At 59.2% G+C, this 15529-nt stretch carries 13 protein-coding genes and 1 tRNA gene; 4 read left to right on the forward strand and 10 right to left on the reverse strand.

Translation table 11 applies throughout. From position 1 onward, the window contains the following. Positions 1-10 precede the first annotated feature (10 nt). The 4 genes from EII11_RS07650 to EII11_RS07665 form a co-directional block, all read right to left on the reverse strand. The gene (locus tag EII11_RS07650; RefSeq protein ID WP_124871053.1) at positions 11-2623 is read right to left on the reverse strand and encodes a S8 family serine peptidase; all 2613 of its coding nucleotides are present in this window, start codon (positions 2621-2623) and stop codon (positions 11-13) included. A 176-nt stretch (positions 2624-2799) separates the two neighbouring features. Next, positions 2800-4257 (reverse strand): diaminopimelate decarboxylase, encoded by a 1458-nt coding sequence (gene lysA / locus EII11_RS07655; protein ID WP_240623105.1) that lies wholly within the window; start codon positions 4255-4257, stop codon positions 2800-2802. Positions 4258-4260: 3 nt separating this feature from the next. Beyond that, a complete protein-coding gene (gene argS / locus EII11_RS07660; RefSeq protein ID WP_124871208.1) occupies positions 4261-5940 on the reverse strand; it encodes an arginine--tRNA ligase in 1680 nt (559 codons plus the stop codon). 132 nt (positions 5941-6072) lie between these two features. Next, positions 6073-6522: a ribose-5-phosphate isomerase gene (locus EII11_RS07665; protein ID WP_124871056.1), complete on the reverse strand. Its 450-nt coding sequence runs from the start codon at positions 6520-6522 to the stop codon at positions 6073-6075. Positions 6523-6766: 244 nt separating this feature from the next. Between EII11_RS07665 and EII11_RS07670 the strand changes: the two genes are divergently transcribed. The 4 genes from EII11_RS07670 to EII11_RS07685 all read left to right on the forward strand — a co-directional run bounded on the left by EII11_RS07670 (position 6767) and on the right by EII11_RS07685 (position 9309). After that, a tRNA-Arg gene (locus tag EII11_RS07670) sits at positions 6767-6839 on the forward strand. Positions 6840-7121: 282 nt separating this feature from the next. After that, positions 7122-7748, forward strand: a complete 627-nt coding sequence (locus tag EII11_RS07675) for a CPBP family intramembrane glutamic endopeptidase (RefSeq protein ID WP_124871059.1) — start codon at positions 7122-7124, stop codon at positions 7746-7748. A 9-nt stretch (positions 7749-7757) separates the two neighbouring features. Then, positions 7758-8453 (forward strand): endonuclease III domain-containing protein, encoded by a 696-nt coding sequence (locus tag EII11_RS07680; RefSeq protein WP_240623106.1) that lies wholly within the window; start codon positions 7758-7760, stop codon positions 8451-8453. A gap of 16 nt (positions 8454-8469) precedes the next feature. Further along, positions 8470-9309 (forward strand): hypothetical protein, encoded by an 840-nt coding sequence (locus EII11_RS07685; RefSeq protein ID WP_124871062.1) that lies wholly within the window; start codon positions 8470-8472, stop codon positions 9307-9309. Between the two features lie 132 nt (positions 9310-9441). Here EII11_RS07685 and fucO read toward each other — a convergent pair whose 3' ends face one another. From fucO to EII11_RS07715, 6 genes are all read right to left on the reverse strand, one after another. Further along, positions 9442-10593 (reverse strand): lactaldehyde reductase, encoded by a 1152-nt coding sequence (gene fucO, locus EII11_RS07690; protein WP_124871065.1) that lies wholly within the window; start codon positions 10591-10593, stop codon positions 9442-9444. Positions 10594-10808: 215 nt separating this feature from the next. Continuing rightward, positions 10809-11414: a response regulator transcription factor gene (locus EII11_RS07695; RefSeq protein ID WP_124871068.1), complete on the reverse strand. Its 606-nt coding sequence runs from the start codon at positions 11412-11414 to the stop codon at positions 10809-10811. Then, complete coding sequence (locus tag EII11_RS07700; RefSeq protein ID WP_124871071.1) at positions 11411-12709, reverse strand: sensor histidine kinase; 1299 nt, start codon at positions 12707-12709, stop codon at positions 11411-11413. The genes EII11_RS07695 and EII11_RS07700 overlap by 4 nt, the downstream gene beginning before the upstream one ends. 47 nt (positions 12710-12756) lie before the next feature. Next, positions 12757-13608: an ABC transporter permease gene (locus EII11_RS07705; protein ID WP_124871074.1), complete on the reverse strand. Its 852-nt coding sequence runs from the start codon at positions 13606-13608 to the stop codon at positions 12757-12759. Positions 13609-13686: 78 nt separating this feature from the next. Next, positions 13687-14682, reverse strand: coding sequence for an ABC transporter ATP-binding protein (locus EII11_RS07710; protein ID WP_124871077.1), 996 nt, complete (start codon positions 14680-14682; stop codon positions 13687-13689). 127 nt (positions 14683-14809) lie between these two features. Then, a complete protein-coding gene (locus EII11_RS07715; protein ID WP_124871080.1) occupies positions 14810-15514 on the reverse strand; it encodes an SA1002 family membrane protein in 705 nt (234 codons plus the stop codon). Positions 15515-15529 lie beyond the last annotated feature (15 nt).

The raw sequence follows: 15529 nt of genomic DNA on the forward strand, positions 1-15529 counted from the left end.
GCTGAGTGCTTCAGCTCCGCTTGCGAGCTGCAATACCCGCTGCGCCAGCCAGGGCAACGACTGCTGCGATGGTGACAAGAGCCGTCACCTGAGCGCCGGTTGCGGCAAGGGAACCAGAGCCCTTTGCCTTTCCTGCGTTCTTCTGGGTAGCGGCGTCAGCAGATTTGCCTGTATGAGTGCCAGCCGAGGTGTCGGAGTCCTTCTCGCTTCCCTTCGGCGCGCCCGAATCCTTCTGCGGAGGTGTGGTGTCAGTGCCACCCTGGTTGCTCGTGGGTGGAACGATAGTGGACACGTCCTTGACAGTGAAGGTCATTTCAGCGGCACGTCCCGACGTTCCAACGGCCTTGACCGTATGCGTGCCTGCGGGGAAATCAACCGGAACATTCCAGGTGATGGACGCGCGCCCCTCTTGATCGGCTGCCACCGTGCCAACGACAACGGGGTCAGAGTAGACCGTGAAGGTCACTTCCTCACCGATAGCGAAGCCTGAGGCAGTGAAGGTCATTGCGTTCCCGACGACGATCGACGCATCTGATACTTCGACCTTCAAATCCTCGGGGTGGGGGACAACTTCCTTCTTCACTAGAGCCAGTTTGCCCTCGTCAACAATGTCGTCATCGGCGCGCGGGTCCTTATTGCGCCCCTCAGCGCTGATGGTCACGGGGATGGAGAGGAACTCGCCATCGTAGGCGGCAAGCGCGTCAGCTAAAGCGAGTTCTTCAGTGGCGAGCACGAGGTCTTCACCAAAAGGCTCAGCGCTTTGTGCAGACACAGCAGGGAAGTCAAAGACCTGCAGTGACGCCTTTGTGACAGGGCCGGTCACAGCCACGCGCAGGCGTGCCTTCTGTGCCCGATTGACGTTGTATTCAGCTCCAACTGGCTGCCAGGTGTTGCCACCGTCAATGGAGTATTCGAGTTCTCCAATAACGGGGGTGGGCTGGTCCTTTGTGACAGCGTCAAGTGCGTTGGCAAGTCCGCGTCCTTGGTAGGCCTTGGCGCTTGCGTCCGGTGCGAGGCGATCCATTGTGTTCCCTGCTTGCTTGAGCAAGAGTTCACGCAAACGTGGTGCTTTCGCATCAGGGTGGATGCTCTTGAGCAGTGCGGCAACACCGGCAACGTGAGGCGAGGCCATTGAGGTACCGCTGATGCTTCGCCATCCACCTCCGTGTAGAGCAGAGAAGGTTGACAGGATTGCACTGCCAGGGGCTGCCACCTCAATGTGCTTTTCACCGTAGTTCGAGAAACCCGAACGTTGGAAGACGGCCGTGGCAGGGTCTGCCCCGCGTGCGGGAAGACGAACAGAGGAGACCGTAACGACAGAGTCAAGCATTGCGGGAATATCAACGCCACTGCTCACGTCGCGATCCTTGATCGCAGCGCCCTCAACGTCGTTAGGGCTAGAGCTTTCAGTAGTGGGGTTGTCCAGGTCGTAATTTGAGTTGCCCGCTGCCACGACGTGCAGCAGTCCCTGCTGGTTCGTGTAGTCGAAGGCGCGGCGGACGACCTCGTAGCCGGCAGCCTGTGAGGGTTCGGTGGGCACCCAGAAAGACCAGGGGTCAACGTAGTAGGAATTATTCGTGATGTCAGCGCCCTTAGCCAGAGCCCACATCACACCGCAGGTGACATACTCGGGGTAGAACAAGCCCTCGGCGTTCGAGGCTTTTACCGCCATAATGCGTGCACCGGGAGCGACGCCGTCAACGCCTTGGCCATTGTGTTCAGCGGCAATGGTGCCAGCAACGTGAGTACCGTGGTAGTGGTCATCCTGCCAGGCTTCACGGGAGTTATTGGGAATGCCATTGACGTGACAGCCGACAGAGTTTTCCACGTCGATTTGGTCGTCAAGGTCAACATGGGTGCCATCAACACCGGTGTCGAGGACAGCGACGGTGGCTTTGGCGCGGGGGACGTCAACTTTTTGTGCTTCAACAGCACCGATTGCGGTCAGACCCCACGCCTGCGCGGTCTGCGGGTCAGGCACATAGTCATCCACCTGAGAGTCAGCGTCAGCTCCGCCACCGCCAGCGCCGTTGCCGCCTGCTGCCGCAGCGTCAGAAACGACGCGTTCGGCACCGCTCACCTGGGCGAAACGGGTTGGGCCAACAGAGTGCAGGGGGATTCCTGCCTGCTGCGCTGCCGCGTTCAGGTCCGAAGCAAAGGCTGCCTTCGCGGATTGGGCGAAGAAAGCGTCAAGATCGGGGTATTCAGCCAGGGTTGCAGCGCCCAGAGCTTTCGCGGCTGCTACGAGCTGAGCGAGCTGTTCAGCGCTTGCCTCAGGAGCAAGGTTCACGGCGTAGTTCATTACCTCACCGTCGGCTGCGCGCGGCGCGGAAATGATGGCTGAGGTTGCCTGCGTAGAGGCAGTGGGGGCGTCACCTGAGTCCCCACTTTGTGCGAGATTATTCGCTTGGGCATCGGCCGGGGATGCGGCAGGTGAGGCGGCACTTTCGGCGGAGGCGGGACTATCCACAGTGGAGGATGGAGCGTCCGCAACGGAGGCAGGACTATCCCCGTGTGAGGTTGCAAGGGCGACGTTGGGCAGTGCCAGCACGCTCAGTGCCGATGCGCCCACAATCACCGAACGCATCCATCTCTTGGACTGGCTTTGACGGGTTTGCTTCATCACGCCATTCTTTCGCTCGTCGTGTGATCTTCGGCAATATGCCGTTACCACACGGTAAATAAAATGCTTCGACCAGCGGTGACGCTATCCACATCGTGGGCAAAGTTACATTTCTCCGAGGACTTCTGAACGTTGCTACTCCCCGCAGCGACATGAGCCGCCCTCAAGCGTAACCGTCAACGCAGGCAAGGATCCGTAGCGAAGATGTCCTCAAGTGTCTCAGGACGCAGTGCCCATTGTGCCTGCCCTTCCTCCACGACCAAAACCCCGGGGCGGGTTAGCAGATTGTAGTTTGAGGCCATTGAACGCCCATAAGCACCCGTTGCTGGAACGGCCAGCAGATCACCGGCACGTAGATCGGCGGGTAAATCAACATCGTGAACAACAATGTCACCGCTTTCGCAGTGCTTGCCCACCACTCGGCAGCGCATGAGCGGGCCTTCAACATGGCGGTTGGCAACGGTCGCCGTGTAGTGAGCGCCGTAGAGAGCGGGTCGGATGTTATCTGACATTCCCCCGTCAATGCTGACGTAGCGACGCTGCGTGCCGCCCTCGTCAATGATGACGTCCTTAATGGCCCCCACACGGTAGAGGGTCACCATAGTCGGGCCGATAATGGAACGGCCGGGCTCAACAGAGACATGGGGAACAGGCAGGCCAGCCGCCCCTGATTCTTCGCGAACGATGGTGGCCAATGCGCGGGCGACCACAACCGGCGAGGTCGGCTCAGGGTCCGCCCCTGTGTAGGCGATGCCCACTCCCCCGCCAAGATCAATCTCGGGCACGCACACACCGGTACGTTCCGCGAGCTCGGCACGCAAGTCCATGACAATACGTGCGGCAGCCTCAAAAGCCTCGGTGCCATTGATCTGTGAGCCAATGTGATTGTGGAACCCTCGAAGTTCCAGGTGCTCGCTGGCCAACACCGCCTCAGCCACGGCAATAGCCTCGCCGCCAGCAACGGAAACCCCAAACTTTTGGTCCTCGTGGGAGGTCGCAATGTACTCGTTGCCCCCTGCATGGATGCCGGTTTTAACGCGGACCATCACAGGAGCAACAACGCCTAGCCGCGCGGCGATGGACTCAACCTGGGTGACTTCCCAGGGCGAATCAAGGAAGATGCGGGCAATACCCGTGCGCTCACCAGCAGCGTTGAGCGCGTTCAGGGCTGTTTCTACTTCGACGTCGGTCTTGTTATTCCCGTGCAAGCCCACCATGCGGGGTTCAGCCCCAGCCCGCAGAGCAAGGGTGAGTTCCCCCAAGGAGGCGGTGTCAATGCCCATACCGCACTCGCTGACAGTGCGGATGACGTCAGCGCAGAGGAAGGCCTTGCCCGCGTAGAAGGCGTCGCCTCCGGCCATGCCGTAGCCGTCCCAGAACTCTTCAGCCATGGCGGTGGCCCAGACATTAGCCCGTCCGCGCAGGTCCGCACGATCCATGACAAAGATGGGTGTGCCGTATTCTTCGGCAAATTCAGGTAGGGCGCACCCTCCAAGTTCCAAAGCACCGTTTTCGCGTCGCATGACTGTCCACGGCCACAGGTCTGGCCGTTGGTCGGGTTCGGGGCACACGAGGGCACCCACAGGCAGCGCGTCAGCAGGAGAAGTGGATTCAGAGGCGGAGGGTGCGCTCACCTGTCACATCCTTTCGGGAGCTGCGACGCCAAGCAGATCAAGGCCCGTACGCAGCACCTGCGTTGTGGCATCGTTCAGCCACAGGCGAGCAACATGGGATTCCTCGACGGCCTCGTCCGCACGCGGGGTCACTCGGCACTGGCCGTACCATGCGTGGTAGGCGCCTGCCAAGGATTCAAGATAGCGGGCGACGCGATGTGGTTCGCGCAGTTCAGCGGCTTGGGCGACCTGCGCGGGGAACTGAGCGAGCTTGCCAAGCAGGTCGGCGTCAGCCGGGCTATCCAAAGCTGCAGGGTTAAAGCCAGCCTCGCGGTTTACCCCGTGCTCGGCAGCATTGCGCGCCACGTTGCAGGTACGGGCGTGAGCGTATTGCACGTAGTACACGGGGTTGTCATTCGTGCGAGAACTCAGCAGGTCAAGGTCAATATCCAGGTTAGAGTCCATCGAGACTCGCACCAGGGCGTAGCGCGCGGCGTCCACGCCGACAGCATCAACCAGGTCATCAAGGGTGACGATGGTGCCGGCACGCTTAGACATGCGCACGGGTTCGCCATTCCTCACGAGGTTAACCATCTGGCCAATAAGGATCTGCATGTTGACCTGGGGAGTGTCACCGAAGGCTTCACACATGGCCATCATGCGGCCGATGTAGCCGTGATGGTCAGCGCCCAGCAAGTAGATGGCACTATCTGCACCACGTTCGCGCTTATCCAGGTAGTAGGCGACGTCGCCAGCGAAATAGGCTGCCTGACCATCAGACTTAATGAGGACGCGGTCCTTATCGTCACCGTAAGTGGTGGTACGAAGCCAAACGGCACCGCCCTCGTCAAAGACCTCACCACGCTCACGCAGGGTAGCAATAGCGCGATCCACAGCGCCCGACTCGTGCAGGGAGTCCTCGTGGAAGAACACGTCAAACTCTGAGCGGAAGGAACTCAAGCGTTCCTTGATCTCACCGAACATTAGCTCCACGCCGCGAGCGCGGAAGGCTTCAATGGCTTCCTCTTCGGGCAAGGTGATGGGGTCAGGTTCTCCGGCCGCTGCAGCGTCAGTGCGGACGCGTTCGGCAATGTCAGCAATGTATTGGCCGCCGTAGCCGTCTTCGGGTGCTTCCTGGCCCAGGGCGCGGGCGTAGAGGGAACGGGCGAAACGGTCAATCTGCGAGCCGTGGTCGTTGAAGTAGTACTCGCGGGTAACTTCGGCGCCGCAGGCGCGCATGAGACGAGCCAGAGAATCACCGACAGCCGCCCAGCGTGCACCGCCGAGGTGGACGGGGCCGGTGGGGTTAGCTGACACGTACTCGAGGTTGATGTGGGTGCCAGCCATGGAAGAGTTCGTGCCGTAATCGGAGCCGCTTTCGACAATGGTGCGGGCGAGTTCGCCAGCGGATGCGGCGGCTAGGCGAATGTTAATGAAGCCCGGGCCAGCGATCTCAACGGCGTCGATACCCTCGTGTGCGCCAAGCAGGTCAGCCAGAACGGTAGCGAAGTCGCGTGGGTTCATGCCGGATTTCTTCGCCAACTGCATGGCGATATTGGTGGCCCAGTCACCGTGGTCACGGTTGCGGGGGCGTTCGACCTTGACGGGGTCGGGGATGTCGGCGGGGTCAAGGGCAAGAGTGCCGACGTTGACCGCGCTTTCCAGGGCGGAGCGGATGAGTACAGCAAGTTCTTCAGGAGTCACACCCAAAGGTTAGTCTCCTCAGGCGGTGAGTTTCCATTCCTTGACGTAAAAACAGCCCCGTGTCATCGAAATCATAGGGGGTTGCATGAGATTTCGAGAGCACGGGGCTGCTTGACCGCTGAAGGGATGGGGTCAGCGGTCGGCCTCGTAGTCAGAGAGCAGGTCGATGCGACGCTGATGGCGCTCATCGCCAGAGAAGGGGGTTTCAAGGAAAGCATCGACGAGGGCGGCGCACTCTTCAGGGCTGTGCTGGCGGGCACCCACGGAGATGACATTGGCGTCATTGTGCTCGCGAGCCAGGCGGGCGGTGGCGTCATTCCAGGCCAGTGCTGCGCGCACGCCCTTGACCTTGTTGGCGGCGATCTGTTCGCCATTGCCTGAACCGCCAATGACGATACCCAGCGAACCGGGATCAGCGACGACTGCCTCGCCACATTCGATGCACATGGGGGGGTAATCATCAAGGGCGTCGTATTCGTGGGCACCGTGGTCAATGACTTCGTGGCCTGCGGCGTTGAGGTGTTCAACCAGGTAGGTCTTGAGTTCGAAGCCTGCGTGGTCGGTGGCGATATGGACGCGCATAGGGACCCTCCTTCGGGTCGATATAGTGTCAGTAACGCTGATAAGTATGCCAAAAGGGAAGGCTGGCGACCCCTGGACTATAGCCCCGCGTGTGGTGCACCTTTGCTCGGGAATATCCGACATCTGTGCGCTCAGAGTCGCCACAAGTAGCCCGGCTACGGCAATATGCGCATCGACGTGTCCGATACTGCAGTGCGGCGTGATACCTTGCGCGGCTAAATCCTGCTAAAGTGTTGCTCCGTTGGCCCCGATAGCTCAGTGGATAGAGCGTTCGCCTCCGGAGCGAAAGGTCGCAGGTTCGAATCCTGTTCGGGGCACATTATCTTCCTCCCCTTCTCCGCCTTCACCTGGGCTTTTATCCCCTCGTTCCTGTGGCTAATGGCGAGCGTCACTTTTAGAATGAGGACGACCCATTCTTTCGACTCAGTGCCCGTTTCCGCGGGGTGTTTTTCCGCCCGGCGGTCTACGCCTTGGCCTTTCCCGCCCGGCGCCTCCCGCCCAGTGACCTTCCCACCAACTGTCTTGTTGCCCAGTGTCTTGTCACGTTCACAGTGTGGCGTGGTCCGATTGCGGGTTGTCGTTACAGCAAGGAGGCTGTTATGGGACTGTTTTTCTCTGAGGTTGTTGGCGCCCTCATTCAACTGCTGATTTTTTCGCTGCTTCCTTTTCTACTGTGGGCCATTTTGGCGCGCACGCACACCAGCTTTAGATCATGGATTGGCCTTCACGCACCTGCTCGGATCAGCGCTCCGCTTGTTGCCTGGAGCTTCCTCATTGTGGTGGCCACCTTTGCGCTGGGCGTGGGCATCCAATGGCTGTTGGCAGGGGCTCCTGTTGCAGCATCCAAGTTCGCGGGCCTTGGATACGCGGCTCTTCCGGCAATCCTTGTGTTCGCTGTCTTTGGCACTGCTTTTGGTGAGGAGATTTTCTTCCGTGGTTTCCTGCTGAAACGTTTCCAGACGCTCATGACTTTCCAGCGGGCCAATGTCCTTCAAGGGGTGCTGTTTGGCCTTATCCACGGCATCATGTTTTTCACGATGCTGCCTTTCTTCTCGACGCTCCTGATTGTGGTGTTTACGGGCGCAATCGGGTGGAGCCTGGGGATGGTGAACGAACGCCTGGCTGGCGGGTCCATCCTGCCGAGCTGGTTCATTCACGCAAGCGCCAATCTTCTTGCCGGACTCGCTATGGCCTTTGAGTTGTTTACCGTCACTCCGGCGGCTTAGTCTGCTCGTATGACGTCGACATTTTCCGGTGTGCCGCATCGTTCGGGCCTGGATGTGCCTCCTTCTGCCGACGCTTCCTGCATGGATCTTCCTTCTTTTCGTTCAATTTACGAGGCTCTTGCCGCCATCTTCCCGCGCATACAGTGGTGGCCAGCGGAATCGGATTTTGAGATCGTCGTCGGGGCGGTGCTCACGCAAAACGTCGCGTGGAGGAATGTTGAATACGCCATTGCGGCGCTGAAGGAGGGCGGGCACCTGCATCCCGAGGGGGTCCTTGCTCTTGAGCACGCGCTTCTCGCGGAGCTGATTCGTCCGGCGGGCTACATGAACGCTAAAGCCCGCTATCTGCACAATGTCACTGTGTGGTTTCGGGCCAACCACGCGTTAGCCTCGTCAATGGAGGACGAGGCCGTACGTCAGAGCCTGTTGGCGGTCAAGGGCGTGGGCCCTGAGACCGCTGATGACATTCTTCTCTACGTCTACAAGCGTCCCGTGTTCATCTGGGATGCGTACGCGCGCCGTCTGCTCACTCATCTGGGCTATCCGGTTCCCTCCACCTACGAGGGCGCCCGCCGCGCGCTGAGCAAGCATGTTGAGGCGGCAGCTTTTAGCGTCGAAGAACTCGCAGTCTTCCACGGCCTGATTGTTGAGGCCGGTAAAGTAGCTCACAAGCGAGGCTCGTACAAAGCCGTGCTGGAGGCATGAGCGGAAGGGACTCTCGATGGACGGTGAAGCTGACTTTTCTGGGAGTCCAGCGGATACGCCACTCTCTTCCAATGACGGGGATGCCTCGAAGGAAAACTCTCAGGCCCCTTCCCCGCCCTCGTGGCGTGAACGTACCCGAATGTGGCGCTGGGGAATTGTCACGCTGATCCTCAGCGCACCTTTCCTGGACATGTTTTTAGGTGACTACGTACCTGGCTTGTCCACGCTTGTTCGTGAGATCTCCTTGTGGTTTGCTTCCTTCGAGGTGGAGATCCCTCCCCTCATGTTGGGGCTTTTTGTTGCCGACGGTTCCAGTCTGGTTCTTGCCTGGTTTGGGGCGCTTGCGGTGTGCATCTGGTTCACTACCTATCTCCTTATCACTGCGCGAACCTCGATCCCGCCGAGCAGAGTACAGGCGTGGTGGTCATTCATCTGGCGGGCTGGGGTCTTCATCGCAGCGGGCACGGCGACGGTGTTCATCGGATTTGCCGGTCTTCTTGTTGTTGCGTTTTCTTCCTCCTACGCACGGCTCACCCCCGTTTCTGAGCACGGCTGCGAATTGTGGACGAGTTCTGATCCCTACTTTGATGACTGGTACACCGGCGATATTTATGTTCGTCAGCCGTGGAGTTTGACCCTTCACCACATTGACGATTGGCAAATCGTTGACACCAGCGAGGGCCTTGAAGATGAGATGCACCTGCATTGGGAGGCAGAGACAGCAACGCTTTATGTGGGACTCAGTGAGCATCGCACACCCACCAATAGCGCGACAACCTTTAAACGGATAACCGTTCGCTGCGACACCCTTGAGCATCGCAGTGAGTTTTTGAACGAGGAGCGTGCGCGCGGCTAGGAACGCTGCTTCGAGCACACTCGCGCGGACACGCAAAGAGAGGACTCGCACATACGAAAGGGCGTGGCCTGCCCTTGCGGTTAGGCCACGCCCTTTCTAGCGCCTTACTTTCCTCACGAACGAGGCGAGGTCTCACATGAGTGAGCGGTAGATCGCCTCAATGTCCTCGCGGGTGACGGGTCGAGGGTTGCCCGGAGTGCACACGTCGGCGAACGCGTCCTCTGTCAGACCAGCAATGCCATCTTCTGTGACACCAATTTCTGAGATCGTCGTGGGGTTGCCCAGGTCAACGGTCAACTGCGCGACAGCGTCAACGGCGGCTTGGCGCGCTTCATCCAGGGGCATGGTGTGGGCGCCCTCAACACCGAAAGCGGCGGCGATATCGCGGTATTTTTCGCCGGTGTAGTCGGCATTGAAGGCCATGACTTTGGCCAGCAGGATACCGTTGGCCAGTCCGTGCGGGGCGTCATAGCGGCCACCAAGAGGGTGTGCCATGCCGTGGACGAGGCCGAGTCCGACATTGGAGTAGGCCATGCCGTTGATGTAGGCAGCCAGGCCCATTTGTTCCACTGCGTCACGGTCGCCGTCGGCTGCTGCTCGCAAGTTGGCGGCGATCATCTGGATGGATTTCAAGCACAAGGCGTCAGATAGCTCCCATGCGCCGGGCGTGATGTAGCCTTCGATGGCGTGGGTAAGGGCGTCAAGACCGGTAGCGACCTTGAGGCTGCGCGGCATGCCATCCATAAGGTCTGGGTCGACAACGGCAACGACGGGGATGTCGTGGGGGTCAACACAGACGAACTTGCGTTGGTTGGTGGTGTCGGTGATGACGTAGTTAATGGTGGTTTCCGAGGCAGTACCTGCGGTGGTGGGAACGCCGATAATGGGCACGCCGGGCTTGCTTGTGGGCGAGAGGCCTTCGAGGGAGAGGACATCTCCAAATTCAGGGTTGGTGGCGATCACGGAGATGGCCTTGCAGGTGTCTTGTGGGCTGCCACCGCCAAGACCGATAAGGATCTCGGCGCCTGATTCGCGGAAGGCAGACAGGCCTGCTTGAACCTTTTCAACCGGTGGGTTGGGGACGACGTCAGAGAAGACATCCCAGGCAATGTTGGCCTCGTTAAGCAGGTCGGTAATGCGGGTGACAGTGCCATTGTTGACAAGGGCGGGATCGGTGACGATAAACGCTTTGGTGATGCCTCGCTTATTGATCTCATGGGGGATGTTGGCAATGGAACCACGGCCGAAGTAGCCGGTCTGGTTGAAAATCATCCGATACGTCATTGTTCGAACACCTCAGTTCTTCTGGCGGGATAGTGGGCACGGTGTGTGCATGGACATCGCCAGCCTATGGTGCTGGTCACTCACTCCCCAAGGCCCAAGAGTCCCAATTTCTTAGGTACACCTAAGCCCCTTTTGCACATTTTCCCAGCTCACGGAAAGACTCTGGACAGTATCAAACAGGGCATATAAAATTCGCACCCGCCACAGGGTGCCGCCTAGATCCACCCCCGCGAGCGCGCCACCTCCACCGCCACATGGCGATTAGGCGCCCCCAGCTTATGAGCAGCACTGGAAAGGTAGTTGCGTACCGTCCCCATGCTCAGGTGCGCCCGTTCGGCAATCTCTTCCACAGGCGCGCCTCCGGCAGCAAGTTCGAGGACGTCAGCCTCGCGTGGGGTCAGGGGTGAATCCCCCGCGGCGATTGCTTCGGCAGAGATCTCAGGATCAACGTAGCGGCCGCCCTCGTGAACCTTACGGATCACGTCGGTCAGCACTTTTGCCGAGGTTGTCTTGGGGACAAAGCCACGCGCTCCGGCTTCCAGGGCGCGTTTGAGGTGGCCCGGGCGGGCGTGAGAGGTGAGGATAATGCTGCGCGTCGTGGGGCTGGATGCACGAACACTCTCAATCACTTCAATGCCGTCAGCTCCTGGCATTTGCAGGTCAAGGAGTGCCACATCAGGCTGGTGGTGGTTGATATGGGCGATCGCTTCGGTGCCAGAAGCGGCCACAGTGACCACCTCAATATCAGTTTGAAGCGCCAGTATTGATTCGAGAGCTTCCCGAAGAAGGGTCTCATCGTCAGCAATAATGACTCGAATCATGACTGTGTCCTTCTTTCAGGCGTCCCACTGCGCATCCCACTGCGCGTCCCAGAAGGCATGTCCTGCGCGCCCTCCATATGCGCCACCACAGTGAAGGTATCATCCTTGCGCTCCCAGGTGAGGGCTCCCCCCATTGAGGAAAGCCGTGCGGCCAGGCTTTCCAGTCCTGATCCGGGCGTTTCTTCGTGTTGGCTTGTCATCGGGCGCGCTCCATTGTTTGTCACTGTGAGTGTCACGCCGGGGTCCTCAATGGACAGGCGGAAGGTGGCGCGCGTCGCCTCAGAATGGCGAACAATATTTGTTGCCGTCTCGCGCACCACAAGCGCCAAGCCCTCAGCGACTGGGGGAGGCAAGGCTTCATCCTCGCCAATGATGCGTACCTGCACGCCCGCTGCTGTCAGAAGCGAGTGGGCGCCGCTCAGTTCCGTAGAAAGTTCAGGGCGGCGATACTCGGCCAATACCGAACGCACTTCACGCAGGGCATCGTCAGCCAGGGCGCGCACACGCCGGGATTCTTCGGCTGCACGCTCAGCACCCTCGGCCTCTGCCAGGGCTGCCGCTAACTCAGACTTTACGGCTACCGCCGTTAGGGTTCGCCCAAAGACGTCATGCAGATCGCGGGCAATACGCAGGCGTTCCTCCGCCGCAGCAAGATCTGCTTTCACCGCGTCAACTTTGGCGTGAGCATCCACCGCTCGGGTGACGGAGAGTGTCCACTGGCAGCTCCACACGCTCAGGGCCACGGCGAAAGTCGTAGCAATAGCGGTTGAGACCATCCGTGCACCCCAATACTGGGGTTCTGTGACAACAAGGGAGTAGGTACTCACGCCCTGGTGGAGAAGGACGATGCCCACCACTGCTCCAGCAATGATGTAGTTCAAGCGCGCCGAGGTGAGCAAAGCCAATGTCCACAGCAGCAGCAAGAGAGGCAGGAGCACCGGCAGGGTTGATAGAAAAACGTTCTCACGGTCGGAAACGATCTGCTTGACGAGGCCGCCTGCCAGGGCCGAGGCCCCACCGAGTGTGACAATCGTGGGGAGAACCCAGCGTGGTAGCGGCGTACCGTCAAGCGCGTAACTGAGCAGGCGCCGCCCGTACATGATGGCGAGGAGGGCCTCAGCACTGATGAGGATCATGTGGGCCCGCCCCCACCACGAGATCGCTATATCAGCGTCAACAATGACCAGAACTATCGCAGAGAAGAGGGGCGATGCCGCAAAGAGAAGGAAGAAGGACCATAGCACATAAGAACGTAGGCGTCCACTGCCAGCGGGAACTGCACGTTGTAAGGTCATGGTCGTATTCTTTCAGATCGTCGGGCTCATCCTGCGTGAGGACATATTCAGGCGCGGCGGCTAAAACGCGTGTACTGGGCGAGGAAGATTCCTACGGCTGACCAGGCAATGACCGTCACGGTGGGCATCATCATGGCCAAGAAGGATTCACCCACACTCAGTGCAGCGCCCCCGTCAATAACAGGAGCAAACCCCATTGAGATCCCCACCAGCGCGTTCACCGCGTAAAGGGGCGAGTAGGAGCAGATGGTTTGCAAAGTCTCGGGCATGAACTGGACGGGGAAGAACAAACCAGAAAAGAAAATCGCTGCAAGCATCAGAGGCATTGAGGAGTACTGCGCGGCCTCAACGCTTGAACTCCACGCTGAGGTCCACGCTCCCAATCCAGCGAAAATCACGACAGCACCCACGATGGCAACAATCAGGGCCACCGGGTTGACCAGTGGCATTACTTTACCCAGAACAGCAACGGCAATCATGCCGGTCAGCACCTGCACAGCCAGGGCCGCAGCCGATGGGACAACAGCAGCAACAAGTGCCTCCCACACGCTAGCCTGACCGGTATTCATCCGTTGGAAGATGCCTGCCTCGCGTCGGGCAACCACGATGGTGGTGATGTTGTAGTAGATGATGAACATTGCGCCAAAACCGACCAGCATCTGCATGATGAGAACAGCGAAGCTCTCAGCACCGACTGTTTCAAGCAGAAGCGGAGCCAAAGCGAGGGCCATCAGAGGTGAGAGCAGGAGCGCGTTGAGCAGCACCGTGCGGTTACGGAAAAAGAGTCTGCTTTCTGCTGCGACCAGTGCGCTCATGCGTTGAAGAATACCGGCGGCGCGAGGGGTGGACGAGGACGACGCGGGGGTGGAGGTTGGGCCGTGAAGGGTCAGGGAGCTCATGGTGGATTCCTTTCCAAGGAGGGAGAACGACAAGGGTCAAAGGCATAGGGAGTGCAACGACACTTTGAGGAGTGCCGCCTAACGGGATGCGGTGGCCAGGAAGGCAGGATTGTCCAAAGAAGAGACACCAGCCTCAGTTCCTGTGCTCTGTGTGGTCAGTGCTAAGAAGGCCTGCTCAAGAGACGCGCTGCGCGCATCGAGAGCTTCCAAACGCACACCGTGACTATCTGCGAGTGCCAGCAAGGCCCCCAGGGTTGTTTGCAGGTCCGAGCTATGCAGAACGAAGCGCTGGCGCTCGCGGGCCACTGCGCCGCTGAGCGCAGGGAGGGTGGCAAGAACAGCCTCGTCAATCCTCAAAGCACCTGCCTGGGCTTCTGGGACAACGAAACTAATCGTTGAAGGTTGAGAGGCGACGATCTGTGCGACGCTGCCTTCAGTGAGGATGCGTCCAGCGGCCATCACCATGACGCGGTCCGCCAGGGCTTCAGCTTCTTCAAGGTAGTGAGTGGTGAGGAAGACGGTGGTGCCCTCGTTGAGCATGGAGCTAATGAGCTCCCAGGTGGCGCGTCGGGATGCGGGATCGAGGCCGGTGGTGGGCTCGTCAAGGAAGAGGAGTTCGGGCCGTCCCAGGGTGGCCATGGCCAGGTCAAGGCGGCGACGTTCTCCGCCCGAGAGAGCCTTGACGCGCACTGTTGCGCGGTGACTGAGGTTGACGAGGTCCATTGCGTCGGCAACGCTGCGTCCCTGAGCCATGGTGCCGCGCCACATGGTGAGGGTTTCTGCGACGCTCAGGTCGTCAGCGAAACCGGCCTCTTGAAGCATAATGCCGGTGCGAGGGCGTACCGCAGCCCGTTCTTTTTGGGGGTCGTGCCCAAAGAGGCGTACCTCGCCAGACGTTGCCGAGGCGGTGCCCTGGAGGATTTCAGTGAGCGAGGTCTTACCCGCGCCATTAGTTCCTAGGAGGGCGACGAGTTCGCCTCGCTCAACTTGGAAGGAGACGCCGTCAACGGCGGTGAAACGCGCGCTCCCCTTGCCGTAGCTGCGAACAATAGTGTGGGCTTCGATGATGCTCATGGGAGGCTCCTTGGGGTGGTGAACAACTGATATCTCTAGTGTTCCCCCGAAAATGGCGCTCCCCTACTGAGCGCTGTCATGAGTTCTGGTGGGTTTTTCAGGCCCATCCCATGACATTTGTCAGTAGTTATTCTGGCTGCTCTACTGACGCTGACTTTTCTCCGCTGCCCTGAATGGGTGCTCTGTCAAAACTCGCGTTGGCCGACTGTTCGTGCTTCTCATGGTGTCGGGCCCGTAGTTTCTCCATGACAATCACGATCCAGGTGGAGATCAGCAGCGGCTGGATAACCAGGTTAACGTTGGCGGGATTCAAAATGATGTCAAAGGTTTCTTCAGCAGTGAGTTCCCCATCGATCAGGACAACAATGCTGCGCATACCGTCAAAGAAGAACTGGTAGACAGCCAAGTAAATCGTCATCCATTGGATGAAATACTCTGAGATTTCGTAGTCGTCACCGCTGAGTCGCAGCAGAGGAAGAACCTGCATGACCATCTGGCGCCAGCAATAATGCACGATTGCTGTCAGCAGAATCATGATGAGGAGTCCCAGAAGGAAAGAGCCGCCTTCAAACTTGCCAAAAGTCTGCCCAAAAGGCGAGGTCTCGATATCGACGAAAATGGAGGGATCTCGAATGAGTTCAATAATGGTCGCAAGCGACATCATTCCCATTGCCACCACGGGCAGAACAATAGCTGTGGTCGCAAGCATGATGAGGAAGTGCAGCATGACTGCGACGAAGGAATATTCAGCGTCGCTGCGGCCTCTGTAGACAATCCGCCCGATGACGTACAGAAGAATGAGGACGATAACGGCCTGGATCAGCACTGCCATAATCTTCTTCTACTT

It is taken from the genome of Schaalia canis, from assembly GCF_003858455.1.
GTDB lineage: Bacteria > Actinomycetota > Actinomycetes > Actinomycetales > Actinomycetaceae > Pauljensenia > Pauljensenia canis.

Excerpts from the sequence above, each read along its gene's own strand:
- EII11_RS07650 (WP_124871053.1), bottom strand. The coding sequence starts at position 2,623 with ATGAAGCAAACCCGTCAAAGCCAGTCCAAGAGATGGATGCGTTCGGTG.
- EII11_RS07685 (WP_124871062.1), top strand. The coding sequence starts at position 8,470 with ATGGACGGTGAAGCTGACTTTTCTGGGAGTCCAGCGGATACGCCACTC.
- EII11_RS07705 (WP_124871074.1), bottom strand. The coding sequence starts at position 13,608 with ATGAGCTCCCTGACCCTTCACGGCCCAACCTCCACCCCCGCGTCGTCC.
- EII11_RS07710 (WP_124871077.1), bottom strand. The coding sequence starts at position 14,682 with ATGAGCATCATCGAAGCCCACACTATTGTTCGCAGCTACGGCAAGGGG.
- EII11_RS07715 (WP_124871080.1), bottom strand. The coding sequence starts at position 15,514 with ATGGCAGTGCTGATCCAGGCCGTTATCGTCCTCATTCTTCTGTACGTC.
- EII11_RS07680 (WP_240623106.1), top strand. The coding sequence starts at position 7,758 with ATGACGTCGACATTTTCCGGTGTGCCGCATCGTTCGGGCCTGGATGTG.
- EII11_RS07700 (WP_124871071.1), bottom strand. The coding sequence starts at position 12,709 with ATGACCTTACAACGTGCAGTTCCCGCTGGCAGTGGACGCCTACGTTCT.
- fucO (WP_124871065.1), bottom strand. The coding sequence starts at position 10,593 with ATGACGTATCGGATGATTTTCAACCAGACCGGCTACTTCGGCCGTGGT.
- EII11_RS07665 (WP_124871056.1), bottom strand. The coding sequence starts at position 6,522 with ATGCGCGTCCATATCGCCACCGACCACGCAGGCTTCGAACTCAAGACC.
- EII11_RS07675 (WP_124871059.1), top strand. The coding sequence starts at position 7,122 with ATGGGACTGTTTTTCTCTGAGGTTGTTGGCGCCCTCATTCAACTGCTG.
- EII11_RS07695 (WP_124871068.1), bottom strand. The coding sequence starts at position 11,414 with ATGATTCGAGTCATTATTGCTGACGATGAGACCCTTCTTCGGGAAGCT.